Here is a 24,684-nt window from a genome sequence, read left to right as displayed (position 1 = left end):
TGATTGCATGTTTATCCGTCGCTGAATGCGACATTCCGGCGTTCGACTCTGCCAGGCGAAACCAGTTCAAGTATTTTTCAAGATAAAGAAATGCCCGGGCCAATCAGCCCGGGCATTTGAGACGACCGCGAGGTTTCAGCCTTCGAGAACCGGACGCAGATCAGTGACCTTGATGGTGATATCCGGCGCACGACCCTTGCGCGCACGCTTGCCGACATAAGCTTCGAGCGCTGCCGAGCTCAGCTTTTCGTCGCGTACCTTGCCGCCGCGTCCGGCGCCCGTCAATACGAGCCCGCGCTTGTCGATAGCCAGCGCTTGCCGCAACGTTTCCTTCGGTTCGAGCGCAACCAGGATCACGCCTCGACCGCCGCCCGAAAGCGTCTTCATTTCATCGATACCGAACACCAGCAAGCGTCCGTTGCTGGTCAAGCATGCAACATGCGTGGCGCCCGGCAGCACGGGCATGGGAACCAGCGGAGCCGCGCCATCGTCGATGGTCATGAACGACTTGCCCGCCTTCACGCGGCTGACCATGTCGCCGAGCTTGGCCATGAAGCCAAAACCATTGCTCGATGCCAGCAGCAAAGGCTGATCCGCCGAAGCTGCGAAGTAATGCAGCAGATGCGTTCCCGACTCCAGCTCGATCAACGACGTCACTGGCACGCCGTCACCGCGACCGCCCGGCAACAGCGCAACGGGCACGGAATACACACGCCCGTTGCTGCCCCAGGCGATCAAAACGTCCGGCGTGCGCGCGAGGAACGTGCCGTAGATGCCATCGCCCGCCTTGAACTGGAAGCTCGCCGGGTCGAGCCCGTGACCCTTCAACGCCCGCACCCAGCCCTTCTGCGATACCACCACCGTAACCGGATCATCGACCACGCGTGCTTCGAACGTCGCGCGCTTTTCCGCCTGGATCAGCGTGCGTCGCTCGTCGCCATAAGTCTTGGCATCGCCTTCGATTTCCTTGATCAGCAAGCGCTTCATGGCCGCGTCGCTGTTCAGCAATTCCTCGAGCTTTTCCTTCTCGCCACGCAGATCCTTCAATTCCTGCTCGATCTTGATTGCCTCGAGCCGTGCAAGCTGACGCAACCGGATTTCAAGGATGTCGTCGGCCTGACGCTCGCTGAGCTTGAAACGCTGCATCAGCGCTTCCTTCGGATCGTCGGCTTCACGAATCACGCGGATCACTTCATCGATATTCAGGAAGACGATCATTCGTCCTTCGAGAATATGAATGCGGTCGTTCACCTTGCCGAGCCGATGCTGCGTGCGCCGCGTGACCGTGGTGAAGCGGAAACCGATCCACTCGTGCAGGATTTCGCGAAGCCCCTTCTGACGCGGCCGGCCGTCGGCGCTGATCATGACCAGGTTGATAGACGAGTTCGATTCCAGGCTCGTATGCGCGAGCAGCGAATGCACGAACTCCGTCTGGTCGATACGGCTCGACTTCGGCTCGAACACGAGGCGCACCGGCGCGTCGCGGCCCGATTCGTCGCGCACCGTATCGAGCAATGCAAGCAGGGTCTGCTTGGTCTGCAACTGATCGGGACTCAGCGCCTTCTTGCCGAGCTTGATTTTCGGGTTCGTCAGTTCCTCGATTTCCTCGAGCACCTTCTGGCCGGAAGTGCTCGGCGGCAATTCGGTAATCACGAGTTGCCACTGACCACGCGCCATGTCCTCGATCTTCCAGCGCGCACGCACTTTCAAACTGCCGCGGCCGGTTTCATAGGCAGCCGCAATTTCCGCCGGGCTGGAAATGATCTGTCCGCCGCCCGGGAAATCCGGACCCGGAATCATGTCCATCAATTCGGCATGTTCGATCTTCGGATTGCGGATCATCGCGACCGCCGCAGCGGCGACTTCACGCAAATTGTGCGATGGAATTTCCGTCGCGAGACCCACGGCAATACCCGATGCGCCATTCAAAAGCGCAAACGGCAACCGCGCCGGCAAGAGCTTCGGCTCCTGGAACGAGCCATCGTAATTCGGCATGAAATCGACGGTGCCCATGTCGATTTCATCGAGCAGCAACTTGGCGATAGGCGTAAGACGCGCTTCCGTGTACCGCATGGCCGCCGCGCCGTCGCCGTCGCGTGAACCGAAATTGCCCTGGCCGTCGATCAGCGGATAACGCATCGAGAAAGCCTGCGCGAGACGCACCAGCGCGTCATACGCCGACTGGTCGCCGTGCGGATGATATTTACCCAGCACGTCGCCCACCACGCGCGCCGATTTCACCGGCTTGGCCGTGTTCGCCAGACCCATCTCGTTCATGGCGAACAAGATGCGGCGTTGCACGGGTTTCTGGCCGTCGCTGACATCGGGCAACGCCCGGCCTTTGACCACGCTCACCGCGTAGTCGAGATACGCGCGCTCGGCGTAATCGCCAAGCGTCAGTTTTTCGCCATCGGGCGCGGCTTCTTGTTCCGCGAAGAGATCGTCCATCGGATTTCCAGTGTTATGCGTTGACGAGGTTCAAGGGCAGACGAGATTCGGAGGTGGCTTGAGCAGGTCAGATATCCGCTTCGACTTCGTTGCCCTTCTCTTCCAGCCAGCTTCGCCGGGACGCCGCTTCACCCTTGCCCATCAGCATGGTCATGCGCGTGACCGTGTCGTCGAAACCCAGCTCGCCGAGTTGAACCGGCAGCAAACGGCGCGTGTCGGGATTCATGGTCGTGTCCCAAAGCTGCTCCGCGCTCATCTCGCCCAGGCCCTTGAAACGGCTGATCGACCATTGCGTTTCGCGTACGCCGTCTTTCCTCAGCTTGTCCAGGATGGCTTCGAGTTCGCCTTCATCGAGCGCATAAAGTTTCTGCGCCGGTTTCTTGCCGCGAGCGGGGGCATCGACACGAAACAGCGGCGGCCGCGCGATGCACACATTGCCCTGCTCGATCAGCTGAGGGAAATGCTTGAAGAACAGCGTGAGCAGCAGAACCTGGATGTGCGAGCCGTCCACGTCCGCGTCCGACAGGATGCAGATCTTGCCGTAACGCAGATTCGAAAGATCCGCCTTGTTGTCGAGGCTATCCGGACTATGCGGATCCACGCCGATCGCCACCGCGATGTCGTGCACTTCGTTGTTGGCGAACAGCCTGTCGCGCTCGGTTTCCCACGTGTTCAACACCTTGCCGCGCAATGGCAGGATGGCCTGGAATTCCTTGTCACGGCCCATCTTGGCCGATCCACCCGCCGAATCGCCCTCCACGAGGAACAGTTCGTTGCGCGTGATGTCGGTGGATTCGCAATCGGTCAGCTTGCCGGGAAGAACGGCCACGCCCGAACTCTTGCGCTTCTCGACCTTCTGCCCGGCACGCGTACGCGCCTGAGCCTGCCGGATCACCAGTTCCGCGAGCTTCTTGCCGTATTCGACGTGCTGGTTCAGCCACAACTCGAGCGCCGGCCGAGAGAACGACGACACCAGCTTCACCGCATCGCGACTATTGAGGCGCTCCTTGATTTGTCCCTGAAACTGCGGATCGAGCACCTTCGCCGACAACACGAACGACACCCGCGCGAACACGTCTTCCGCGAGCAACTTGACGCCCTTGGGTTGCAAGTTATGCAACTCGACAAAGCTTTTCACCGCCTGGAACAAACCATCGCGGAGGCCGGATTCGTGCGTGCCGCCCGCAGGCGTGGGGATCAGGTTGACGTACGATTCGCGCAACAACGGCCCTTCCTCGCTCCACGCCACAACCCAGCTCGCGCCTTCGCCTTCGGCAAACGTCTCCTCGCTCGATTTCGCGTTGCCCGCGAAGCGTTCGCCTTCGAACAACGGGATCAGCAAGTCGCTGCCGCCCATGCCTTCGAGCAGATACCCGCGCAGGCCGTCCTCGTACTTCCAGGTCTGGCGTTCGCCGGTTTTTTCATTGATGAGCGTGACTTCCACGCCCGGCAGCAACACGGCCTTGGAGCGCAACAGGCGTTGTAACTCGGCCACGGGCAAGTTCGGGGAATCGAAGTATTTGGTATTGGCCCAGGCGGTGACGCGCGTGCCGGACTTCTTTTCGCCACGATTCATCGCGCGGGTTTCGAGCGGCTTGACCACGTCGCCGTTTGCAAAACCGAGTTCCGCCACCTTGCCGTCGCGCCAGACGGTGACGTCGAGTCGCGTGGAAAGCGCGTTCGTTACAGATACACCCACGCCATGCAAGCCACCCGAGAAGGTGTACGCGCCGCCGGCGGCTTTATCGAACTTGCCGCCCGCATGCAGGCGCGTGAACACGATCTCGACGACCGGCACGCCTTCTTCCGGATGCAAGCCGTAAGGAATTCCGCGTCCATCGTCTTCGACGGACACCGAATGGTCGGCATGCAGCGTCACCGTGATTTGCTTGCCGTAGCCGCCGAGCGCTTCGTCGGAAGCGTTATCGATGACTTCCTGGATGATGTGCAGCGGATTTTCCGTACGGGTGTACATGCCGGGCCGTTGCTTGACCGGCTCGAGACCCTTCAGCACCTTGATCGATGCTTCGCTGTATCCGCTGTTCTTGCCGCCGTCGGCGGCGCTGGGTTTTTTCGTTGACATGTCTGGACGGTGGTCCGGTAGTCCGGCGAGGACGACCGGCGAATGCATGAACAGTACGGGTCAATCCGGTGCGACCAGCCAGACATGGCTGGCCGGGCACCACATTGCGCGTCGATAATTTGAAACCGCGGCGGCGAACGCCGGCTTGCAGCCCAATGCGGCCTTTCACCACTGCAGCCAGCGCGCCCGAAAACGCGACGTATTTTACTGATTTCGACAAACTTTTCGATACCGCGAATGGCTCAGCGCCAAAGATCGCGTTATCCGCGCTCACTTGCGTCTTTACTTGCGTCTCTACTTGCGCTTTGCTTCCAGTTCTTCCCAGCGTTCGAGCGCGACCAGCAGTTCTTCGTCGATAACCGCGTGCCGTTCGCTCAACCGCGTGCCTTCTTTAGGATCTTTCGCGAAAACGGAACCATCTTCCAGCTTCGCCGCGATGGACTTCTGCTCCGCCTCGAGCGCCGCGATTTGCGCCGGCAAGGCTTCCAATTCGCGCACTTCCTTGTACGGAAGCTTGTTGGAACGCTGCGAATTGCGTCCCGCGCCGCTGTCCTTCGGGCCGTCGTCTTTCTTCGCTTGCTTGGCGGTATCGCGGGCGGCGTCTGCGGCTATTTTTTCGGAACGGTCGCTCTGGATCTGCCAGTCGGTGAAACCGCCGACATACTCGCGCCACTTGCCCCCGCCTTCCGATGCAAACACCGACGTCACCACGTTGTCCAGGAACTGGCGGTCATGGCTCACCAGCAAGACCGTGCCGTCGTAATCGGTAAGCAGTTCTTCGAGCAGTTCGAGCGTCTGGATATCGAGGTCGTTGGTCGGCTCGTCCAGCACCAGAACGTTCGCCGGCCGGGCAAACAGGCGCGCGAGCAGCAGCCTGTTGCGCTCGCCGCCGGAAAGCGACCGCACAGGCGAACGCGCGCGTTCCGGCGCAAACAGGAAGTCGCCGAGATAGCTCATCACGTGCTTCTTCACGCCATTCACTTCAACCCACTCGCTGCCGGGGCTGATGGTGTCGGCGAGGGTTTTATCGAGGTCGAGCTGTGCGCGCATCTGGTCGAAATACGCAACCTGCGTATTTGTGCCGGTGCGCACCGTGCCGCTGTCCGGAGCGAGTTCGCCGAGGATCATCTTGAGCAGCGTGGTCTTGCCTGCACCGTTCGGCCCGATGAAGCCAAACTTGTCGCCGCGCATGACGGTGGCGGTGAAATTGTCGACGATGGTGCGATCGCCGTACCTCTTCGTCACGTCTGTCAGTTCCGAGACAATCTTGCCCGAGCGTTCGCCCTGCCCGACGTCCAGCTTTACATTGCCCTGCACGTTGCGCCGTTCCGCGCGTTCGTTGCGCATTTCGACCAGCCGCGCAATCCGCCCGACGCTGCGCGTACGCCGCGCCTCCACGCCCTTGCGAATCCACACTTCTTCCTGCGCCAGCAGTTTGTCGAACTTGGCCGCTTCGACCTGTTCGATTTCAAGCTGCTGGGCCTTGCGCGTCTGGTAAGCGGTGTAATTGCCCGGATATGAAAGCAAACGTCCACGATCCAGATCGACAATACGCGTTGCAACCTTGTCCAGGAACGCCCGGTCGTGGGTGATGAACAGCAATCCCGTGCGCAGCGTGACGAGCAACTCTTCGAGCCAGCGAATGCCTTCGAAGTCGAGGTGGTTGGTCGGCTCGTCGAGCAGCAGCACGTCCGGCTGAACGACCAGCGCCCGCGCCAGCGCGACACGCTTTTTCATGCCGCCCGAAAGCGCGCCGGAACGCACGTCGCCATCCAGTCCGATCTGCTGCAGCGTGGTCGCAACGCGGGTTTGCCAGTTCCAGGCATCGGTTGTATCGAGTGATGATTGCAGCGTATTCATGCGCGACATCAGCGCATCGTGCTCAGGACCTTCGTGGGGTGCATCGGCGAGCTGGTGTGCAACGGCGTCGTAATCGTCGAGTAATTGGCGCGCGTGCGACAGGCCGGACGCAACCACGTCGAACACCGACGCGTCGAGGTCGAATTCCGGCTCCTGCGGCACATAAACGGTCGTGAGCTCGTTCTGGCGCGTGACCAGGCCGTCGTCCGGCTTCGCCAATCCGGCGATGATCTTCAGCAGCGACGACTTGCCCGCGCCGTTACGCCCGATAAGTCCGACGCGTTCGCCCGCTTCGAGTGAAAAGTCGGCGTGATCGAGCAACGCGACGTGGCCGAACGCGAGTTGCGCGTCGGAAATGGAATAAAGCGACATGGGAGGCGGCCGGAAAAGTGCGAATACGGGAAGCGGCCATTGTACCGGTCTTGACCGGTGCGCCCGGGCCCCTCTGCCATCAGGCCTAATAAAGCGGCCTGCCTGGTTACAAATAAACGATCCGGCCAGCGTTATTTTTGAGATTTGGGCGGACATTCTCATGACGTCCGCCGCGCCGCGCTTTCGCTCGTGTTACTTCACGTGAATCTTGATCGTCTGGCTCATTTCCGGACCGAATGACTGATGAGCGCCGTCGCCGAATTGAAGCGTCAGCGTGTGATCGCCGGGAGTCAGCTTGACGTCCGCTTCGGTCTGCGCCTTGCCGAAATGCAACGACTTGTCGTTGGCCGGGATAACGAGGCCCTTTTGCATGGGGCCGGCATCGATCAACAGATGATGGTGGCCATTATTGGGGTTGAGATCGCCGGCCGGCGCGAGCCCCATGCCTTCCAGGCCGAACACTACATGCACCGGGCTTGTAACGGTCGCGCCGTCTTTCGGCTCGACAAAGAAAACGCGCGCTTCGGCGTGCGCCGCGGCGGTCATGAAGAACATGCTCGACAACACCAATCCCGACAACAGTTTCTTGAACGTCATTTTTTTGCTCCCAAGAAGAGTGCGGCTGCCGATAAACAATCCCGGCCGCCAAAACAGCTTTACGCAGCACGCGATGGCATCGCTTAAACCCATTGGCGAAAGGCCTTCGCGGAAGTGCACAAAATCCGCCCGGCAGAGGATACACCGACCTCGTGAAAGACACGCATGTCGCGTGAGCTCCTTCGTGGTAGCAGAGAAACAAGCTTTATCGCGCGGCAAATCTCCAGTCGCGATGAGCAGATTGCGACATTCCGGTAACATGCGGTTCGCCAGTGAGAATGATTTACTGTTTTCGTGCAGGATTTGCACGGCCGAACCGCAGTAAATTCGCTGTTTTTTGTTGAACGAGAAGAAAGAGTCTGTCGTGAGTGAAGTTTTAGAATATAAAAGCTGGGTTTGTTTGATTTGTGGCTGGATCTACAACGAAGAAGATGGTTTGCCGGAAGATGGCATTGCAGCCGGAACCCGTTTCGCCGATATCCCGGATACGTGGCGCTGCCCGCTGTGCGACGTGGGCAAAGAAGATTTCGTGGCCGTCGAGTTCTAGGCTTATGGCCAGATCGCGCTTTATCGCGCGATCACAATCAGTTCGCGGCTCTCCGCCGACACTTTTGTTCGATCCCAATCGCCAAACCACTCAAGGTGGTTGAAACCCGCTTGATTCAGCAACGCGGCGAGTTCGTCCTGGCCGCGAAATCGCAATTCGCTCTGCGATATCAACTCGTTCCCTGAAGCCACGAACTTGTAATGCGTCGTGAAGCGGATGACCGATTGCGCGCTTTCGCTGGCATCGGCGAGCCAAACTTCCACTTCGCCAATCCCTTCAACCGCAATTTTTCTGCGTGACTGCGCGGGCGTCCACGCGTCCCAGGCACGCGCCGCAGGATTGCGGGTATCGAAGGCCAGTTCGCCACCTGTTCGCAACGCATGCCGCGCGGCTTTGAGCGTCGCGAGGAACGCGCTGTCATCGATAAAAATCTGCGCCACATGTCCCGTCATCAGCACGAGATCGGCTGGCGGCAATACGGCGAGCGCGCCGGCATCGCCTTCAATCCAGTCGACGCGATCAGCGTGCGGCCGATTGCGCGCGATCTGGAGCATGGCGTGCGCCGGATCGATGCCGATAACACGCGCGCCCTGTGCCGCGAGCTCACACGCGAGCAAGCCGGTGCCGCAGCCCAGATCGACCACGCGATGCTTGCTCGCGGCAAGCGCGAGGTAAAAGGCGGTATCAGCGGCAAAGGGGTTGAGCGCGTCATAAAGCGCGACAAGGCGCGGATCGGTATAAAGCGTCGAGAGCATGGGGTTGCAGTAGGTGGCGGAAGTTGGCGCACGTCATCGGTTCAGGTACGCAAGCGCGTCGCGCAGAGGTTGGCTCGGCACGATGATAGGCCCCGAAAACGGCGTGCCGAGGTCGAGGATCACGAGTACTGCGGACGCAATGGAAAGCGCGCCGAGCGTGATGATCACGAATGCCAGCGCGTTGCGCGGCGCGATCAGCCCGAAGCACAGGAAAATGACGACCAGCCAGAAAACAAGGATGCGGTCGAACGGCGTCGATATGGAGCCGCGCGCCTCTTCGACTATTTTCCATCGTTGCTGGATGAGATCGTCGAAGCGCCGCAGCGCCTCGTTATCCATGTTTTGATGGTAAGGGTCATGCGGCTGCAGTTCCCGCACTTCATGCTGCGCGCGCTCTAGAAGACTGCCGAGCTCGCGGCTGTCGAGATGCTGAGCGCTTGGATTGGGCGGGAGGTTCTTCGGAAAATAATCGCCCGGAGGCGGCGCTTCCTGCGCCCACGTCGATGAAATCGCGGCCGCCGTGTACGTGCGCAGGATCTGTCGAGGGTTATCGGCGTCGGGACCGTACTGGCGCAGGCTGTTGTCGAGCTGGATCAGCGCGGTGGCGTAGGTGCGGATGTCGTTGTTGGTGGTATCGAACAAGGTCTTTGCCGAGGCCGTCAGCAATCCCAGCACGAGCGCCGCGAACGTGACGAGCATGCCGATCACCAGCTTCAGCAATTGCACCGTCTCGAACGCCTTGTGTTCTTCCGGCAGCAGCGGCCGAATGACCACGCCACCGCCGGCTGCCGCGAGCAAAAGGAAGAATACGACCGAAGCAGATTCCAGTTCCGTCATGGGCAATGTTCGATGGAGATGATATTTGTCCAGAAGCTACGCTGTTCACCGCAACTCGAAAATTGACGCTATTACCGACTCGGCACCATAATCGACTCGCTATTTTCGCGAACGTTATCGAGAATGATCCATGAACAAAATCACGCGCCTGATGATTGCACTTTTTGTAAGCGCCGGGGGTGTCGCGTGTGTGGTTTCAAATGCCAACGCCAATACTGCCGCCGACAATGTCCGGCTGAGCGCAACGCCGCTTCAGAACGGCGCGTTCGGAAATGAATGCACGAATCGATCGATCCAGCCATTCGCCCGGCCAAAAGACAGCACGTTCTCCGACGATGCTTTGCGCGTGGGTTTGGAGTTAGTCGCGGGCGTGGCAAGCGGCGGCTATCATTCGGGACCGTCGCATGTTTGCGGCGACCGGCCGGCGTTCTAGGCGCGTGGCGGCGCTTGCCGGAAAGCGGATGATGGCCAAATCGATATATCGAATAACCCGATCGATTAACCCGAATATTTGCGCTTTTCCGATCGGATTTATCGGCCTAATCTCTCTCCGTCGCCCCAACGCGGGCCATCCATCGGAGCCAGAAAATGCCGAACCTCTTCGAATCCACCAAGCCCGAAACGCTTGTAGCGTTTATCGGCAAGCACTTCATCTATACGTATGAAAACGGCTGGCAATACGAGCTGTACGTAAAAAACGACCGGACAATCGATTACCGCATTCACAGCGGCATGGTCGGTGGCCGATGGGTCCGCGATCAACTGGCGCATATCGTCCGTCTCTCCGGCGATGTCTACAAAATTTCGTGGGATGAGCCAACCGGGACGACCGTGAGCGTTGCCTTCAATCTCTCCACGCACCAGATCCACGGTGTAATCTTTTTCCCGCAATGGATCGTGCAGGATCCGAAGCGCACGGTCTGCTTTCAGAACGACCATCTCGACCTGATGCTGAAATATCGCGACGCAGGCCCGACGTATCCCAAGCTTGTGATCGACGAGTTCGCGGACGTCACGTTCACGGAGGACTGCGGTTTAAACGATGAAACGGTGATTGCGTGTCCGCCGAGCGAACTGCCCGAGAGCTTTGCAGCCCGTCGCAGCTAAAGACCTTTTGCGGCCAGATCCAGCAGCATGGAAGCCAGGGCGCGTGTTGCGCCACCAGCGCGGTCTTCATCGGCGTAGGACAGCACCAGTGGAACCAGCCGCTCTGCCCGTGGGCCCAGCTTCAATTCGACAATACGGCCGGAAATCAGATCGTCTTGAATCAAATGCCGCGGCAGCCATCCATAACAGAGGCCACTCGTGACAGCCTCGATCGCGGCCTCAACGGTGTTGACCTGCCAGAGCAAACCGTGGTTCTGCCCAATATCTGCCGGCGCAGCGTCGGCCGGGTCATCGCCAATCGTTACTTTGCGGTAGCGATCGAGCGTAGCCTGCGTAGGCATCTTCCTGCTTGCCAGCGGGTGGTCGGCTCTCGCTACGGCAACCAGCCTGACGTCGAATACACGTTGCGCGCCTGGGTGCTCCAGTGTCCACACGGAGACGGCAAGATCGAAAGATGCCCTGAGCGGGTCCGGCGCGACCTGCCGAACCATTTCTCGCAGTATCACCTGAACATGGGGATAGCTCGCTTCGAATGCGGAGAGCGCGCCGAAAAGAAAACGTTTGGGAAAAATGCTGTCGGCGAGTAGCCGGATAGTCGCTTCGCCTCCCGATGCCAGATACCGGGCACGCTCTTCAAGACGTATCAGGTCATCGATCAACGGAACGCAATCAGCAAGCAGCGTGCGGCCAATCTCGGTAAGTTGGGCTTTGCGGCCATCGATCTGCAGGAGCTTGACGCCCAGTCTTTCCTGCAATTGCGCCACGCTATAGCTCACCGACGACTGGCTGCGATGCAACTGCTCCGCGGCCTGCGCGAAACTGCCGCTTTCAACAATGACGCGCAGGACGGACCACTGCTCGATGGACGTTTGTGGAATGCGCGCCATCAGGCGATATATATATATGAGTAAGTTGGAAACAGGTTACGCCACGATTGGGCTTAAGGGTTTTGACGACTTCATGTTTCTCTCGATCGATGCAAGCTCGCCTCCCCGAGAGGGGAAGAACGTCATCGTAGCATCGGCGAGGCCCTTCATTCCAACGGCCCTTTGCCGCGCGCTCCCCTACGGGGTCAACGTGTCCGATGCCCGCCCTGTTGGCAAGCGCCACGTGCTGGCAAGAAACAGCACGGTCATCAATGCCATTGCCAGCAGGGCCGCGCGCGTGACATGTGCACGTGAATGCCGATAAAGCTGCGTCATCGCAGGAAAATCGACGGGATGAACTCCCGCATTGGTGGCGAGTGTTTTGAAGCCCACGTCGTTGATATACGGGATCACCGTCAGGCCTTGTACGGCGCTGCGTGTCTGCGGCGTCAAGGTTGCGTTCCCGATCACAAACTGCTTCATGCTGAACGTGATGCCAGTCAGCATCACCATGCTGACCATGGCCACGCCCAGCGCCTGTCCCACGTCTCGCGCGGCTGCTTGCACCCCTCCGGATTGCTGCGCGTCACGCGTTGACAAATTATTGGTCACTAAAAAAGGCGCATTGGCCGCGAGGGTTCCCATGCTGGCGCCGATCAGACACAGACCCGCGGTGACGATCGGCGTGCTGAAACTCAATTCGTGAATTCCCATTGCTGTGATCAGGGCGCCGCCTATTCCGAGCAGCAGTCCCACCCTGCATTGCCGCTTTACATTGCGATGTTTGATGAGCAAAGGCATGCCGAGAGAGCACGCCGCAAGAGATATCGCGAAAGGAACGATCAACAAGCCCGTATGAACCGCGCCCAGTCCTGTCACGACCTGCGCGAAACTCACCACCACGAAGATTCCTGAGCTGTAAGCGAAGAAGATATAAGCGGTCAGATAAAGTCCCGCGCGAACCTGGATTGTTTGCAAAAAAGCATATGGGATCAGCGCGCTGCCCACGCGGCGATCGCGGTAAATCTCCCAGCGCAGCATGATTGCAAGCACGACGATACCTGCCGACACCAGAAGCAACGCCGGGCTTAATCCAAATAGGGTGAAAGGTGGATTGAAGGGCGTGATCACTCCCCACGACGACATGCGTAACAGCCCGAAGACAACCAGAAATAGACCTACGGTGGATAGCAAGAAGCCAGCTGAATCGAAGCGAATACGCTGCTCGGGACGCGGGAGCGCTGGAATCAACGTCGAGCAGGCCAGAATTAATACAACGAGCGTGCCCATTACGCCGAATGCCCAACGCCATCCCAAATGTTCGAGCAACAATCCGCAAACGATCGGCGCCAGTGCAAACGAAACGCCGCTTGCCGCACCCAGCGCGCCGAAAGCAACCGCGCGTTCGCGGCCGCTGTAGATACTGGTAATCAGACCCAAAACAGCAGGGATCATGAAACTGCCGCCGATTCCTGCGAGCACCCGCGCTGCAAACACAAAAAACGTAATTGAAGGCGCGAGTACCGCGCACACCTCGGCCGCCAAATAAATCACACATCCGAGACGGAAGATGCGACGCCATCCAACCACAATCCCCAGCATGCCTCCCGCGACCATGAATGTACCCGCGACAAGCGGGTACATTGTGTTGGCTTCGCTGATCTGGGCCAGCGAAGCGTCCAGATCCCGCATCAATGCGCCCGTCGCAATGCTCAGGGTTACGTTATCAGCGGACGCGAGAAACTGCGCCAGACATAAAACCAGCAAGGGCAACCATAACGCCCCACGAACGGGTTTTTTAAGATTTGACATGCTCCGTTTTCTTCAAGCCCCGGTGACAGTAATACTTAAATTCGCATACCTTGAGTTAGTGAAGGTGTACGAAAAAACTGGCATCGTACCTGTCAGACCAACGGAGCATATTGGCGCACGTCATGCGTCAGCGGTGCCGCGACGGGTGTTGCTCTCGCCGCCCTGTGACTCCAGCGCACTTGACTTTGAACGCGTCGGCAAATTGCGGGTGCCGAACAGGAATAGCAAGGTCATAAGCGCCGTAGCAATCATGCCGGCGCGTGTAGCTTTAAGGCGCGCATGCTGATAGACATCGACCAGAACCGGCACATCTGTTTGCGCGATGCCGTGTTCCAGCATGAGACTCGAGAATTTGGCGTCGCTCAGATACGGGATCACGGAAATAGTCGCTACCTGGGCTCGCGTAGCGCTGCTCAGACGAACGTCGTCGTGGGCCGCATCTTGCACGCTCATTGTGATCGCGGTCAGCATGATCATTCCGCACACCGCCACCCCAATGGCTTGGCCTACATTGCGCGAGGTAGCCTGCACGCCACCCGATTGTTCGGCGTCTCGCGCGGGCAACGCGCTGGTTACGCAATAGCTGGCATAGGCCGACACCATGCCCATGCTGATACCAATCAGGCCCATGCCGAATGGCACGATCGCCGTATAGCTGGATAAATCGAAACCAAAAATACAGGCAACCGACCCCGCTGTGCCGATCAGCAATGCAGCCTGGCACATCCGCTTCGGATTCGCGTTTTTGTACACCACGGGCAGGCCCAGCGAACAGATCACGACGCCGAGCGCAAACGGCAGGATCATCAGCCCAGTCTGAATAGCGGTAAGTCCAACGACCACCTGAACAAAACTGACCGTAACAAAGATGCCAGAACCGTAAGCAAGGAAAATAAACGCGGTCAGGTAAAGTCCATTGCGTACTTGCGGCGTACCGACGAACGACAATGGAATGAGTGCGCTCCCGGTCTTGGCTTCCCGGTGGCGCTCCCATTTCAGCATCAGCGCCAGCACGACGATGCCAAAGAGCACAAGGAACGGCGCCGGGCTCAGGCCAGCCACCGTGAATGGCGGGTTGAACGGCGTAAACAGTCCCCAGGACGACACTTTAAGAAATCCCAGAATTACGCTGAACAAGCCCACCATGGTCAGCAACACGCCGGGCGCGTCGAACACGACCTTGCGCGCCGGTTTGGCAGGCGTCGGTACAACGAAGGAGCCGATGAAAATCACAACGCATAGGCAAGCAATCGCGGCGAATGCATACCGCCAGCCGAGATGATCGACAAGCAAGCCGCAGATGATCGGCCCCGCTGCAAAAGACACACCGCTCGCCGCGCCAATTGCGCCGAACGCGACCGCCTGATCACGGCCTTTGTAATTACTGGCGATCAGTCCGAGTACCGACGGAATCATGAAGCTGCCCCCTATCCCGGACAACAGACGCGCGCCGTAGGTAAACACCTCCATGTTGGGGGAAAAAAACGCCGTCAGTTCTGCGCAGAACAACAGCGCACAGCCTATCCGGAAGGTCTTTTTCCATCCAACCATCAGGCCGATCATGCCGGCGGCCACCATCAACGAACCTGCGGCTAGCGAATACATTGCGTTGGCAATGCTCACCAGTTCCATAGGTGCGTTCAGATCCTTCACTAATGCCCCGGTGGCGATGCTGAGCGTGGCGTTGTCGCCGGACGTTGAGAGCTGGGCGAGGCACAGCACCAGAAGAGCAAGCCACTTGGCAAGTCCGGAAGTGGAAACACCCGGCGGTGCGGCGGATGCCGACGCGGCGTCGTTTGAGCCAGAAGACATAACTGGATACCTTTATTGATAAGGATTACATATTTTTATTCGCAACTTCTCCCGCCCGGGTGCATGAACCATCCATGAACGAAGGGCGGCAAACTTTACTTTGCGACCGGGGGCAAGAAACGTCCGGCTACTCAAACTGGAATAGGCTGAACGCGTCCGCCCAACACCGTTCCCCATACTTTGATGTCTTTCAGACGCATCGGCTCGACAGCGAGCGGATCTTCTTCGAGGATTGTGAAATCAGCCAATTTCCCACATTCGATGCTGCCGATCAGATGGTCAACCTTCATTGTGTAAGCGGCGCCTAACGTCATTGCGTAAAGTGCGTCGCTGACCGAGATGCGCTCGCGTTCGCCGAGCACTCGACCGGATGCAGTCACTCGATTGACGGCGCACCAGCCGGTGAATAGCGGGTTGATCGGTGTAATGCCACAGTCACTGTGGAAGGCAAATGGGATCCCATGCCGAATCGCACTCCCGCACGGGTCCATCCGGTTGGCGCGTTCGGGACCCATGGTCTTTGCATAGTGCGCGTCACCCCAATAGTAAATATGGTTACTGAAAAAGTTGACGCAGATGCCTAGCGCCTTCATTCGTTTGAACTGATCTTCCCGCAGCATTTGCGCATGTTGCATTCCGGCGCGATGGTCCGCGGCCGGAATCCGGTTCAAGGTTTTCTGAACTGCGTTGATAAATGCCTCGGACGCTTCATCTCCGTTGCAATGACAATGCACCTGATAACCCCGGCGCATAATTTCGTAGACCTGCTCGTCTACCTGTTCCGGGGTTGAGTTCCAGGCGCCGTTATGTGCGTCGTGAAAATAGTACGGCGGCAGCATGCGGCCTGAGCCGCCCTGGATCGATCCGTCCAGGAATATCTTCATGGGCCCGAACATCATCTTGTCGTGGCCATGTCTCATGATTTCCGGCGCAAATTCGACAGCCTCGACAAATGGCTTTTTGATGAACGGAGGGCCATACGCGACCAGCAAGCGGATCGGGAATAAAGATTCACGAGTAGTCCGGACATAGTTGGCAATCAGTTCGGGATTGCTGAAGTCGGTCAAACCCATATCGGCCGCTGTCGTGCAACCCGCACGGAAAGCTTCCTGCCCAAAGCTGCGGATGGCCTTCTCGGTGGTGAGCGCATCCCAGAAGCCATATTTTTTGAGGATTGGCCCCATCGCCGCGAACTCGACCAGCTCACCGTGCAAGCTGCCGTCTTCGTTGCGGGTTACGCCCTCTATCGTGCAATCGTCGAATATGCCGCAGTCGTTCAGCGTAGCGGTATTGGCACCCATCAAGTGGATACTCATGTGTATCACCGCGACCGGGCGCGTGGTCGAGACCCGATCCAGATGCTCGCGGCCCAGCTTCTCGGTGCCGAAATAAATCGGATCGACGCCCCATGCAATCAGCGGCTCGTGAGGATCGGTCAGCGTGCGCTCGACCGCTTGCAATGCCGCAACAACTTCGTCAAATGATCGGCAGCCTTTCCAGACCTTGCCTGTGTAATCAGGGCGGTCGTAATACCCTACATAGGGAAATTGCCACATGCCGCCGCCAGTCGCGTGGGAGTGCGCCTCGATGAGGCCCGGCATGATCACTTTATTAGCGAATGTGTCGTCAATGCGATGGTCGCCCCAGCCTTGCAGCTCCTGGAGTGTGCCCACGCCAAGAACACGGCCGTCCTTGACGGCCACATGGCTCGCTTCGGGTTGCGAAGGGCACATTGTGATGATTTTGCGTGATGAATAGATAGTGAATTGATCTGAAGGCATGACGGGTACTCGGACAATTGTTCGTGGACGCAGCATAGAGAGTGGCCACTGTGGCGCCGAAAATGCGCAACACGCCATTTGCTGCTCTTGATTCATCTTGCAGGCTCTACGCCGGAACACGTCGAGCCTTGCCACAGACGGCGCGCAACTTGATGGACCGCAAACATCGTAGGTTCGCGATCGGCCAGAATAAAGGTCCAAAACATGTCTTATTAAGGGGTCCAATCTTGAGATCGTCCCTGCCCTTGGCGTTGACCGGCATCGCGCTCAAGCCTGGTCGCTCACAATCCAGGCAACTGTATGGCGCGCTGCGCGCACTCATCATAGGTACGCCCGAGAGCGGCGGATGCAAATTGCCCGCGTCGCGCGATCTTGCTGCGATGCTTGCGGTATCGCGCAACACAGTGGTGAACGTTTACGAACGGCTGTATTCGGAGGGATTTGTGGAACCCCGAATTGGCGACGGCACTTATGTTGCCGACCTGCGTCAATCCCATGCTGGCGCAGCGGATAGTCGCGGACCGGTCGAAGTACAGGAACTGGTGAATGCACGCCAGAATCTGGCTGCGCCGTTCGATCTGCATCCGGTGCACGATGGCGCTCCACGCGCGTTTCGCATTGGCATGCCAGCCATCGACCAGTTTCCGTTTGAGATCTGGTCTCGTCTGCAAGCGCGTTTCTGGCGCCGCCTGCCTACCCTGCAAATGGGATATGGAGACCCTGCCGGCGACCTTCAGTTGCGCACCTTGATTGGCCACTATCTACACAATGCCCGGGGACTCAGGTGCGATGTGTCCCAGATTTTGATCACGTCCGGCGCGCAACAGGCAATCAGTCTTTGCGCGGCTCTCCTGTTACGCAACGGCGACAAAGTCGTTATCGAAAATCCATGCTACTGGGCGGCGGCGGGCGCCTTGTCCTGCTTTGGCGCCAAATTGCAAGGTGTCGGTGTCGATGAAGACGGTTTGATTACGGCCGAGCTGGCGGGTATTAAGACTGCACGAATCGCTTACGTGAGCCCGTCGTGCCAATACCCGACCGGCGCGACCCTGTCACTCGGTCGGCGACTCGAATTGCTGCGTTGGGCGCAAGAGCGTCATGCCTGGATTATCGAGGACGATTACGATGGTGAATATCGCTACAGCGGCACACCCCTCACGCCACTCGCAGCATTGGATCAAAGCAACCGCGTGGTGTATGTCGGTTCCTTTTCCAAGGTCATGTATCCAGGGTTGCGTCTCGGGTATATGGTCATCCCGCCTCAACTCGTCAAAGACCTGACCCTGCTGCGAACCATGTCCGACCGGCAACCGCCGATCAGTGACCAGGCAGTCATGGCAAGTTTTATTGCCGACGGCCATTTTCAACAACACGTACGCCGAATGCGTCGCGCCGGGCTAGCACGGCGCGACGCGCTCCGCGATGCGTGGGACCGGCATCTGAACCAGATAGGCAGCATGACGCAGGTGAGTTCGGGGCTGCATGTGCTCATTCGTTTGCCGAGCGCGGAACGCGAGAGCTTGTTGATCCGGCTCGCAAAAGAGGCTGGCGTCGAAATCACCGCATTGAGTCCGTTATGGCTGCCCGGCAGCAAGGCCAATGAAATTGGGCGCTTCGGCCTGATCCTTGGTTTCGCTGGCATTCCGACGTTAGATATCTACAACGCCGTAATAAAGCTCAAGGCGGCGTGGCAACGCCTGTCCGGCTTGCTTCAGCCGTGTTGATCCGATGCCGGGCGGCGGCTTTTCACGGAGCTCTTTGATATACTCCGTCGCGGCGGTTGAGTCAAACTATCGGGTAAAATCGCGAGCTTGAGCCCGGTCCTGCTAGTCGATTGCGGTGTAAGTGCGGGTTCGGTGCGATCTGGTGCTCCGTTTAGGGCGAAGCGAACGGCCGGAACGCATTGGGGCGGCTCACATGTCGTGGCAAGCCCCGACCCCGTCCATCGCTCATATCCATCTCCCTGTAGTTCAATGGATAGAACAAGTGCCTCCTAAGCGCTAGATGCAGGTTCGATTCCTGCCAGGGGGACCAGATACGGTCCAGCTCGTTCCCGCCGGCTCCGGCAAAACACCAAGCCAGTCTCCCGCACCAGAACTACTTCGAAGCCACCCAGAATTCGTCATCCAGCGCTTCGAAGAAGAACGCTTCCAGCGCATCTTCCGACAGGTCATCGATCGTTATGCCTCGCAAACGGCATAGCAGGTGAAGGGTTTCGTCGGCGGCAAGGACGAGATTACGGAACGCGGTCGCAGTGGGATTGGTCATGTCCATGACCCGGATAACGGCCGTGGCCGATACAACTTTAGAAAGCCGCGGCAAATTTTTCCGCGTGAGGAACCAGTCGTCAATCGTCAACGGCCAGCGCGTTGAGGAAAAACTCGCCGAGTTCGTCGTCGGTGAGCGCTTCGATCGTAATGCCGCGCAAACGGCACATCAGTTCGAGCGTTTCGCCTGCTGCCCGGATGAGGTCGCGGGAGGCATTGAATGTGGGGTTTAGAGGTTCCATGGCCATGCTAACGGCGCGCCCCACGCGAACTTAAGCCGTTCAATCGCGCTCGACCGGAAACCGTCTATCCAGCTCGCGCCTGGCCCACATCAGCGCTTCGTTTTCCGCGACATTGCTGGTCGGCGCCATCTCGCCAGTGTTCTTCTTGAGCGGCAACGCGCCCGCCTGAACGGACCAGTCCCAGCGGTCTCCACGCTTTTCGACGAACACGTCGATGGCATGTTCATTGTGCAAATAATGCATGGCTTCTCCCGTTGGCAGGCCGCGATCCTAGCACGCGGTATCGCGCCGGCTCGACAGCGTCAGGTTGCGTGCTCGCTGCACCAGTCGATCGCCCACGCCCGGGCGCAGGCGATGGCGTCGCTGTCGTTATCGAAGGCGTCTATGTCGCCGGATTCGTGCCGCTCCGGATGCGCGTTCCCTTTGACGGCGGCTCGCGTGATATGCGCCTGCGCATAGTAGAGGCCGTCCTGATCGTGCCGCGACCGGCAGTCGATGTGAAAGCCTTCGTAATCGAAACGCATGGGCATATTCCTCGTGAAAAAGTAACTAGTCAGTGCAAACCGCGCAAAACTCGTTCCGCGCTCAATCCACAACTGGCTAAAATACGCCGACCTCGCCTGTTCAGGATAACGGCGAAGCCCATTACCGGCCCCACGCTTAACTAGTCAGTCACGGATTCCGCCATGAAATTGATTGTCGCCACCGCGCTCGGTCTGTATTTGTCGGTTGCCCACGCTTCGCCGGAAACCGATGCTTGCGACGCCCATCGTCAAAGCCTGGAACGGCAGATGGCCATTGCGCTCAACCGAGACGACACCGCGCAACTCGATTCGCTGCAAGCGGCGCTCGATAAAACCAACGCCGAATGCACGCCCGAGGCCATCGAGCAACGCAGGTCCGGCGCGCTAAAACGCCACAACGACGCAATCGCGCAAGCAAGGAACACGCTGCGCGCCTGGGAAGGTGAACTGGCGCGGGCGCAAAAGAAAGGTACGGACCAGCTCAATATCAACGCGTGGCAGCGCAAGGTGAATCGTGCGCGCGCGGATCTCGACCGGGCGATCGCGCGGCCCATCCAGTAAGGAATCAGGCGCGTTCCGCTCAAGGGTTTATACCAACTCGCCAATAACTAAAGTTTCAGAAATTGCAGCCGTTGAGCACTGATGGAACTCATGACAGACATCAAGCCTCAGGGCGCATTCTCCGCGATGCTGGCGGACCAGGAGTTGTCGCACCTTGAACTGGTGCTGCGGCGGTCGCTCATCGACGACGCGCTCAGCCCAATCCTCCCGCCGGCATATTGGCGGGAGCGCCTGGCGGTGATTGCGCGTGCGTCGCATTTATCGCATACGCAGATCCAGACGGTTCATCGGCTGTATTTGCAGATCGATGCCTACGAAGCGAGCCATCGGACGCGTGTGGATGCGCCGGGTGTAACGCCGGACTAGGTGGCTAAAAAACCGCGTTCAGTGCCGATGCCGCATCCACCAGTCGTGCAGTGAATCGTGGACCGAGCGGCCCATCATGCGTTCGCGATACGTGTCGCGCCAGTCGTGCGCGAGCAGACCGATCGCCAGTGCGGCCAGCAGCGCCAGGCCAACGAGAATATGTTCAAAACCGTCCATGGCGCCCTCCGTTCCGGTCGACAGCCATGATTCAAGCATAGGTCACGCGCCTGAAAACGGGTAATCGAAGATACGTGTTTCAGCACGCCACGAAGCGCAATACCGCATCCACGATCATGGCCCGATGGCGCGACCGCGACCTCGGCCCCGCCGGATCGCGTCCGAACGCCATGGCGAAAGTATGCCGGTTGGAAATCCTGAAAAAACACAGCGAACTGATCATCAAATGCAGATCGAATGGGTCGATGCCGTGGCGAAATACGTTCTCCGCAGTGCCACGCTCGATGAGATCCCTGATCGTTTTCACCACGCTTGAATTACGCGCCTTGAAAGCGTGCAGATGCTCGGCGTGCTTGCCGCCGCTGATATTTTCGCCGGCGATGAGCTGAACGAAATCGCGTTGTGTATCGTGAAAATCGAAGGTGAACTCGACCAGCAGGCGCAGCGCGTCGCGTGGCGCCATGGTGTCGAGGCGCAACGCTTGCTCAAGCGCGCGGATCTTCCCGTATGCCTCTTCGATCACCGCCTCGTAGAGGCCTTCCTTGCTGCCGAAGTAGTAATACAACATGCGCTTCGTGGTGCTGGTGCGCTCGGCGATGGCATCGACCCGCGCTCCGCCCAGGCCCATTGCAGCGAACTCGGCGGTGGCAATTTCGATGATATTTCGCTTCGTTTGTTCTGGATCGTATTTTCGCTTTTCACCGGATGTATCTTGCACCGATATGGATACCGAACCATTTTTCCGAGTGCCTGAACGAAAACTCGCCCGAACCGGCGCTGTAACTTTGCTTGCTTTTTTCATCGGCTAATTCTATGCAGAGCGCCTTAGGTGGAAATTAGTTTAGCACGGGTTTTTCAAGGGCTTTTTGCACACCTTAATCACCTTGCGATGCGTCACGTACATCCCGCTCGACGCTTGGAGGGAACTCTTTGGCTATACTTCCGAACCCGCCCGCCGGCCATTGAAGGCCTCAATTCAAGGATTTCCCATGATTCTTCGACACGCCGCGCCGCGCGTGAGAGACGCGTTGATTGCCAGCGCTTTCACATGCGTTTTCACCTGCGCTTTTTCACTCACCGCGCACGCCCAAAAGCAGCCAGCAGAACCTTCGGCCGCCCAGTCACTCCCGCCAGGTCATCCTGCTGTGCAGCAGCCGACTCCTCAAAGCGCTGCGGCTGAAGGCGTTCGAACGAGCGCGAATATTGCGCGCGGCGCGGCGGATATCTGCCACATCGATGCATCGAAGATCGCGCATTTCAAGGCAGTGGCGCGAAAGAGCTTTACCGACGCGCCCGACTTCGACGGCGAGTGGAACCTCGGCTACAAAGAAGCGCAATCAACCGTCGATCGATTCGCGGCGCTCAAGACGAGCAATCCGCAGGAGTACGCGCAAAAAACCGGCGAGGCCTGTCCGGCGCTCCTGCGCGGTATCGACGAATCGACGGCCGGCAAGTAGTCAGTACGCACGCTACGACTGATCGGATGTGCCGTAATGCGCGCGCTTTTCGAGGTACATGGCGGCGTCGGCGCGTTGCATCATGGCTTCGAGCCGCTCGCCGTCCTGTGCGGTCGCGGCGCCCATCGCGAAGCTCAGCGGCAAGCCTGAATAGAACTGGTTGTTGACTTCGACAAGCTGGCGGATGCTGTCCATCACCGCCGCGCCGCCGCGTTCATCTACGCCGGGCAGCAACAGCACGAATTCGTCACCGCCGATGCGCGCCGCGTAGCTCGGTTTCTCCACTGCCTTGCCCAGCACTTCGCCCGCGCGCCGCAGCAACGCGTCACCAGCGGCGTGGCCGAGCTGATCGTTGACGGCCTTGAGACCGTTGACATCGACTGCAACGGCCGTCACCGGGAACGGTCCCTTGCGTTCGAGCCGATTCATTTCATCGATATAAAACGAACGGTTCTTCAGCTTGGTCAGCGCGTCGTGCTTGCCGAGAAACTCGAGGTACGCTTCCGCTTTTTTACGCGCGGTGATGTCGGTGAGCGCCACCAGCACGAGATCCCAGTCCGCCTCGTGTCCGGGAAACACCGAAAACTGCAAATGCACGTTGAGCTGGTGGCCTTCGAGCGAATAATTGACGACTTCCCGCTGGTGAAACAGGCGGTTTTCCCACAGGTCGATCAACTGCTCCTGAAAATGGCCGGTCATCTCGTCGCGAAAGATATCCCCAAGGCGGCTCAGCAGCGTGGTTTTATTGGGCGCACCGAACATGGTTAGCGTGTGCTGGTTCACGTCGAGCACGTGGATTTCCTGCATGCATCGTTCGATGAACTCCGGGTGCACGTTCGTGAAGGTGCGAAAGTCGACAATGCCCCGTTCGCGGATATCGTCGAGCAGCGACTTGACAGTGCTGAAATTTTCCACCCAGAGCGAGACCGGCGAATGCTCGAACAAACCGCGCGCGTAGAGTTCGCTGAGCGCGGCCTTGCGGCGCACGTTCTCCAGTTCCGTGATGTCTTCCACGGTCACAAGCACGCGGTCCCACGTTGCTTCATGGCCCGGAAGGATGACCGCCTTGAGCAATACGTCGAGGCGCTTTCCGTCGAGCGCGTAATTCACCGTCTTGCTGACGAACTGCGTCTTGCCCGACCAAAGCTGCTCGAGTTCATCGGCGTGAGTGAGCAACATGTCGTCGCGAAAAACCGCGCTGAGATTGTCGACGAGGTGGCCCAGATCTCTTGCGCCGAAGAGCGTAAGCGTGCGCTGGTTGACCTTGATCACGCGGATGCGCGACGAGCATTGCGCAATCCGCGCGGTATCGGCACGCAAGAAGCTGCGCAAGTCCGCCACGCCGTCGGCTCGCCAGGCTTCGAACACTTCGCGCACGTCGCTGAAATCCTCCAGCCACAGCGAAACGGGCGCGAGTTCGAACATATCGGCGTCGTCCGCGCGATGGCTTGGCGCGGCGCTCACACTGTGCAATGCGCGTCCCAGGTTGTTCGGCATGTCCATCCTTCCAAAGCTGAAATCGTCCGGTATCCGCTATTTTATGCGCACATATCTCAAAAATATGCTGAAAGCCAAAAGTCGCGGGCAGCAGGCATGTTTGCTGCGCGCGGCAAGGAATACCCAACCGTTACAGGAGGCGATTTCCCATGGCTGATTTTCGTATCTGGTCCGATGAGTTCGCGGCCAACGGATATTTATCGAAGACGCACGAATTCGATCAACAGGCATTCGGCGTGAGCGGCGATAACATCTCGCCCGCCTTGCAGTGGGAAGGCGTGCCGCCCGAAGCCGAGAGCCTCGCGCTGACCGTCTACGACCCCGACGCGCCCACGGGCAGCGGTTTTTGGCACTGGGTCGTGGTGAACATTCCGGCCGGCACGCAGTCGCTGCCGCAAAACGCCGGCAAGGCCGACGGCAGCCTGCTCCCGGCTGGCGCGCTGCAATTGCGCAATGATTACGGCACTGTCGGATTTGGCGGTACGGCGCCGCCGCGCGGCGACAAGGCGCATCGATACATCTTCCGGATTCATGCATTGAAGGCTGCCCAGCTTCCCGTCGATACCTCCACGACCAACGCCGTCGCGCGTTTCATGACGCATCTGAACGAGATCGATTCCGCGACTTATACCGGGCTTTACGAATTGAAATGATCCCGGCCCGGCGGCGGTCATTCGTCGACCGCCGCAGAAAAGTAAACCGGCTGAAAGGCGCGC

25 protein-coding genes and 1 tRNA gene are annotated in these 24,684 nt (G+C 58.9%); 9 read left to right on the top strand and 17 right to left on the bottom strand.

Annotation, left to right across the window (positions count from 1 at the left end; genetic code table 11):
* Positions 1–135: 135 nt before the first annotated feature.
* From parC to ASG35_RS02100, 4 genes are all read right to left on the bottom strand, one after another.
* The gene (gene parC / locus ASG35_RS02115) at positions 136–2,448 is read right to left on the bottom strand and encodes a DNA topoisomerase IV subunit A (RefSeq protein WP_056352270.1); all 2,313 of its coding nucleotides are present in this window, start codon (positions 2,446–2,448) and stop codon (positions 136–138) included.
* Positions 2,449–2,515: 67 nt separating this feature from the next.
* Positions 2,516–4,531 carry a DNA topoisomerase IV subunit B gene (locus ASG35_RS02110; RefSeq protein ID WP_056352905.1) on the bottom strand — a complete coding sequence of 672 codons (2,016 nt, stop codon included), beginning with the start codon at positions 4,529–4,531 and terminating at the stop codon, positions 2,516–2,518.
* Between the two features lie 294 nt (positions 4,532–4,825).
* On the bottom strand, positions 4,826–6,763 hold the full coding sequence (locus ASG35_RS02105) for an ATP-binding cassette domain-containing protein (protein WP_056352267.1): 1,938 nt from the start codon (positions 6,761–6,763) through the stop codon (positions 4,826–4,828).
* 192 nt (positions 6,764–6,955) lie between these two features.
* The gene (locus ASG35_RS02100; protein ID WP_056352903.1) at positions 6,956–7,360 is read right to left on the bottom strand and encodes a DUF4399 domain-containing protein; all 405 of its coding nucleotides are present in this window, start codon (positions 7,358–7,360) and stop codon (positions 6,956–6,958) included.
* Positions 7,361–7,724: 364 nt separating this feature from the next.
* Here ASG35_RS02100 and ASG35_RS02095 point away from each other — a divergent pair, with 364 nt between their 5' ends.
* Positions 7,725–7,907, top strand: a complete 183-nt coding sequence (locus ASG35_RS02095; RefSeq protein WP_056352901.1) for a rubredoxin — start codon at positions 7,725–7,727, stop codon at positions 7,905–7,907.
* 20 nt (positions 7,908–7,927) lie between these two features.
* Here ASG35_RS02095 and ASG35_RS02090 read toward each other — a convergent pair whose 3' ends face one another.
* Together ASG35_RS02090 and ASG35_RS02085 are read right to left on the bottom strand one after the other, a co-directional pair.
* Entirely contained in the window at positions 7,928–8,662 is a 735-nt protein-coding gene (locus ASG35_RS02090) for a class I SAM-dependent methyltransferase (protein WP_056352264.1), read from the bottom strand.
* Positions 8,663–8,695: 33 nt separating this feature from the next.
* Positions 8,696–9,499, bottom strand: a complete 804-nt coding sequence (locus ASG35_RS02085) for a bestrophin-like domain (protein ID WP_056352261.1) — start codon at positions 9,497–9,499, stop codon at positions 8,696–8,698.
* 130 nt (positions 9,500–9,629) lie between these two features.
* Here ASG35_RS02085 and ASG35_RS02080 point away from each other — a divergent pair, with 130 nt between their 5' ends.
* Together ASG35_RS02080 and ASG35_RS02075 are read left to right on the top strand one after the other, a co-directional pair.
* The gene (locus ASG35_RS02080; protein ID WP_056352258.1) at positions 9,630–9,932 is read left to right on the top strand and encodes a hypothetical protein; all 303 of its coding nucleotides are present in this window, start codon (positions 9,630–9,632) and stop codon (positions 9,930–9,932) included.
* Positions 9,933–10,087: 155 nt separating this feature from the next.
* The gene (locus tag ASG35_RS02075) at positions 10,088–10,606 is read left to right on the top strand and encodes a phenolic acid decarboxylase (RefSeq protein WP_056352255.1); all 519 of its coding nucleotides are present in this window, start codon (positions 10,088–10,090) and stop codon (positions 10,604–10,606) included.
* Here ASG35_RS02075 and ASG35_RS02070 read toward each other — a convergent pair.
* From ASG35_RS02070 to ASG35_RS02055, 4 genes are all read right to left on the bottom strand, one after another.
* On the bottom strand, positions 10,603–11,493 hold the full coding sequence (locus ASG35_RS02070; protein WP_056352252.1) for a LysR family transcriptional regulator: 891 nt from the start codon (positions 11,491–11,493) through the stop codon (positions 10,603–10,605). The two genes, ASG35_RS02075 and ASG35_RS02070, sit on opposite strands and share 4 nt — an antisense overlap.
* A gap of 177 nt (positions 11,494–11,670) precedes the next feature.
* Positions 11,671–13,284 (bottom strand): MFS transporter, encoded by a 1,614-nt coding sequence (locus ASG35_RS02065; RefSeq protein ID WP_056352249.1) that lies wholly within the window; start codon positions 13,282–13,284, stop codon positions 11,671–11,673.
* A 120-nt stretch (positions 13,285–13,404) separates the two neighbouring features.
* A complete protein-coding gene (locus ASG35_RS02060) occupies positions 13,405–15,006 on the bottom strand; it encodes an MFS transporter (protein ID WP_200945674.1) in 1,602 nt (533 codons plus the stop codon).
* Positions 15,007–15,227: 221 nt separating this feature from the next.
* Positions 15,228–16,877: an amidohydrolase gene (locus tag ASG35_RS02055; protein WP_056352243.1), complete on the bottom strand. Its 1,650-nt coding sequence runs from the start codon at positions 16,875–16,877 to the stop codon at positions 15,228–15,230.
* A 62-nt stretch (positions 16,878–16,939) separates the two neighbouring features.
* Here ASG35_RS02055 and pdxR point away from each other — a divergent pair, with 62 nt between their 5' ends.
* Both pdxR and ASG35_RS02045 read left to right on the top strand, forming a co-directional pair.
* Positions 16,940–18,601, top strand: a complete 1,662-nt coding sequence (gene pdxR, locus ASG35_RS02050; protein WP_235527421.1) for a MocR-like pyridoxine biosynthesis transcription factor PdxR — start codon at positions 16,940–16,942, stop codon at positions 18,599–18,601.
* A 235-nt stretch (positions 18,602–18,836) separates the two neighbouring features.
* Positions 18,837–18,911, top strand: a tRNA-Arg gene (locus tag ASG35_RS02045).
* Positions 18,912–18,974: 63 nt separating this feature from the next.
* Here the strand turns inward: ASG35_RS02045 and ASG35_RS02040 are convergent.
* The 4 genes from ASG35_RS02040 to ASG35_RS02030 all read right to left on the bottom strand — a co-directional run bounded on the left by ASG35_RS02040 (position 18,975) and on the right by ASG35_RS02030 (position 19,910).
* Complete coding sequence (locus ASG35_RS02040) at positions 18,975–19,145, bottom strand: hypothetical protein (protein WP_156392953.1); 171 nt, start codon at positions 19,143–19,145, stop codon at positions 18,975–18,977.
* A 79-nt stretch (positions 19,146–19,224) separates the two neighbouring features.
* Positions 19,225–19,386, bottom strand: coding sequence for a hypothetical protein (locus ASG35_RS31175; RefSeq protein WP_156392951.1), 162 nt, complete (start codon positions 19,384–19,386; stop codon positions 19,225–19,227).
* Positions 19,387–19,425: 39 nt separating this feature from the next.
* The gene (locus tag ASG35_RS02035) at positions 19,426–19,629 is read right to left on the bottom strand and encodes a hypothetical protein (RefSeq protein ID WP_056352234.1); all 204 of its coding nucleotides are present in this window, start codon (positions 19,627–19,629) and stop codon (positions 19,426–19,428) included.
* A gap of 59 nt (positions 19,630–19,688) precedes the next feature.
* Positions 19,689–19,910 (bottom strand): hypothetical protein, encoded by a 222-nt coding sequence (locus ASG35_RS02030; protein WP_056352232.1) that lies wholly within the window; start codon positions 19,908–19,910, stop codon positions 19,689–19,691.
* A 162-nt stretch (positions 19,911–20,072) separates the two neighbouring features.
* Between ASG35_RS02030 and ASG35_RS02025 the strand changes: the two genes are divergently transcribed.
* Positions 20,073–20,471 (top strand): DUF1090 family protein, encoded by a 399-nt coding sequence (locus tag ASG35_RS02025; RefSeq protein WP_056352228.1) that lies wholly within the window; start codon positions 20,073–20,075, stop codon positions 20,469–20,471.
* A gap of 81 nt (positions 20,472–20,552) precedes the next feature.
* Entirely contained in the window at positions 20,553–20,837 is a 285-nt protein-coding gene (locus tag ASG35_RS02020; RefSeq protein ID WP_056352225.1) for a hypothetical protein, read from the top strand.
* Between the two features lie 18 nt (positions 20,838–20,855).
* On the opposite strand, the gene ASG35_RS02015 is transcribed toward ASG35_RS02020, so the two are convergent.
* Both ASG35_RS02015 and ASG35_RS02010 read right to left on the bottom strand, forming a co-directional pair.
* Positions 20,856–21,014 carry a hypothetical protein gene (locus ASG35_RS02015; RefSeq protein WP_156392949.1) on the bottom strand — a complete coding sequence of 53 codons (159 nt, stop codon included), beginning with the start codon at positions 21,012–21,014 and terminating at the stop codon, positions 20,856–20,858.
* Between the two features lie 79 nt (positions 21,015–21,093).
* Complete coding sequence (locus ASG35_RS02010) at positions 21,094–21,816, bottom strand: TetR family transcriptional regulator (protein WP_082508183.1); 723 nt, start codon at positions 21,814–21,816, stop codon at positions 21,094–21,096.
* A gap of 187 nt (positions 21,817–22,003) precedes the next feature.
* On the opposite strand from ASG35_RS02010, the gene ASG35_RS02005 reads away from it, so the two are divergent.
* Positions 22,004–22,471, top strand: coding sequence for a hypothetical protein (locus ASG35_RS02005; RefSeq protein WP_235527420.1), 468 nt, complete (start codon positions 22,004–22,006; stop codon positions 22,469–22,471).
* Between the two features lie 12 nt (positions 22,472–22,483).
* Here the strand turns inward: ASG35_RS02005 and ASG35_RS02000 are convergent, their stop codons facing one another.
* The gene (locus ASG35_RS02000) at positions 22,484–23,968 is read right to left on the bottom strand and encodes a sensor domain-containing diguanylate cyclase (RefSeq protein ID WP_056352896.1); all 1,485 of its coding nucleotides are present in this window, start codon (positions 23,966–23,968) and stop codon (positions 22,484–22,486) included.
* A 149-nt stretch (positions 23,969–24,117) separates the two neighbouring features.
* On the opposite strand from ASG35_RS02000, the gene ASG35_RS01995 reads away from it, so the two are divergent.
* A complete protein-coding gene (locus ASG35_RS01995; protein WP_056352219.1) occupies positions 24,118–24,621 on the top strand; it encodes a YbhB/YbcL family Raf kinase inhibitor-like protein in 504 nt (167 codons plus the stop codon).
* Positions 24,622–24,684: the final 63 nt, after the last annotated feature.

It is taken from the genome of Burkholderia sp. Leaf177 (assembly GCF_001424345.1).
Taxonomy (GTDB): domain Bacteria; phylum Pseudomonadota; class Gammaproteobacteria; order Burkholderiales; family Burkholderiaceae; genus Caballeronia.
The sequence above is the reverse complement of the archived record's forward strand: the minus strand, read 5'-3'. Positions and strand labels throughout refer to the sequence as shown.

Coding starts and splice junctions, on each gene's coding strand:
- ASG35_RS02000 (WP_056352896.1), bottom strand. CDS start 23,968: ATGCCGAACAACCTGGGACGCGCATTGCACAGTGTGAGCGCCGCGCCA.
- ASG35_RS02100 (WP_056352903.1), bottom strand. CDS start 7,360: ATGACGTTCAAGAAACTGTTGTCGGGATTGGTGTTGTCGAGCATGTTC.
- ASG35_RS02020 (WP_056352225.1), top strand. CDS start 20,553: ATGGAACTCATGACAGACATCAAGCCTCAGGGCGCATTCTCCGCGATG.
- ASG35_RS02105 (WP_056352267.1), bottom strand. CDS start 6,763: ATGTCGCTTTATTCCATTTCCGACGCGCAACTCGCGTTCGGCCACGTC.
- ASG35_RS02065 (WP_056352249.1), bottom strand. CDS start 13,284: ATGTCAAATCTTAAAAAACCCGTTCGTGGGGCGTTATGGTTGCCCTTG.
- ASG35_RS02025 (WP_056352228.1), top strand. CDS start 20,073: ATGAAATTGATTGTCGCCACCGCGCTCGGTCTGTATTTGTCGGTTGCC.
- ASG35_RS02035 (WP_056352234.1), bottom strand. CDS start 19,629: ATGCATTATTTGCACAATGAACATGCCATCGACGTGTTCGTCGAAAAG.
- ASG35_RS01995 (WP_056352219.1), top strand. CDS start 24,118: ATGGCTGATTTTCGTATCTGGTCCGATGAGTTCGCGGCCAACGGATAT.
- pdxR (WP_235527421.1), top strand. CDS start 16,940: ATGCGCAACACGCCATTTGCTGCTCTTGATTCATCTTGCAGGCTCTAC.
- ASG35_RS02040 (WP_156392953.1), bottom strand. CDS start 19,145: ATGACCAATCCCACTGCGACCGCGTTCCGTAATCTCGTCCTTGCCGCC.
- parC (WP_056352270.1), bottom strand. CDS start 2,448: ATGGACGATCTCTTCGCGGAACAAGAAGCCGCGCCCGATGGCGAAAAA.
- ASG35_RS31175 (WP_156392951.1), bottom strand. CDS start 19,386: ATGGAACCTCTAAACCCCACATTCAATGCCTCCCGCGACCTCATCCGG.
- ASG35_RS02015 (WP_156392949.1), bottom strand. CDS start 21,014: ATGGACGGTTTTGAACATATTCTCGTTGGCCTGGCGCTGCTGGCCGCA.
- ASG35_RS02075 (WP_056352255.1), top strand. CDS start 10,088: ATGCCGAACCTCTTCGAATCCACCAAGCCCGAAACGCTTGTAGCGTTT.
- ASG35_RS02070 (WP_056352252.1), bottom strand. CDS start 11,493: ATGGCGCGCATTCCACAAACGTCCATCGAGCAGTGGTCCGTCCTGCGC.
- ASG35_RS02055 (WP_056352243.1), bottom strand. CDS start 16,877: ATGCCTTCAGATCAATTCACTATCTATTCATCACGCAAAATCATCACA.
- ASG35_RS02080 (WP_056352258.1), top strand. CDS start 9,630: ATGAACAAAATCACGCGCCTGATGATTGCACTTTTTGTAAGCGCCGGG.
- ASG35_RS02110 (WP_056352905.1), bottom strand. CDS start 4,531: ATGTCAACGAAAAAACCCAGCGCCGCCGACGGCGGCAAGAACAGCGGA.
- ASG35_RS02030 (WP_056352232.1), bottom strand. CDS start 19,910: ATGCGTTTCGATTACGAAGGCTTTCACATCGACTGCCGGTCGCGGCAC.
- ASG35_RS02085 (WP_056352261.1), bottom strand. CDS start 9,499: ATGACGGAACTGGAATCTGCTTCGGTCGTATTCTTCCTTTTGCTCGCG.
- ASG35_RS02005 (WP_235527420.1), top strand. CDS start 22,004: ATGATTCTTCGACACGCCGCGCCGCGCGTGAGAGACGCGTTGATTGCC.
- ASG35_RS02010 (WP_082508183.1), bottom strand. CDS start 21,816: ATGAAAAAAGCAAGCAAAGTTACAGCGCCGGTTCGGGCGAGTTTTCGT.
- ASG35_RS02090 (WP_056352264.1), bottom strand. CDS start 8,662: ATGCTCTCGACGCTTTATACCGATCCGCGCCTTGTCGCGCTTTATGAC.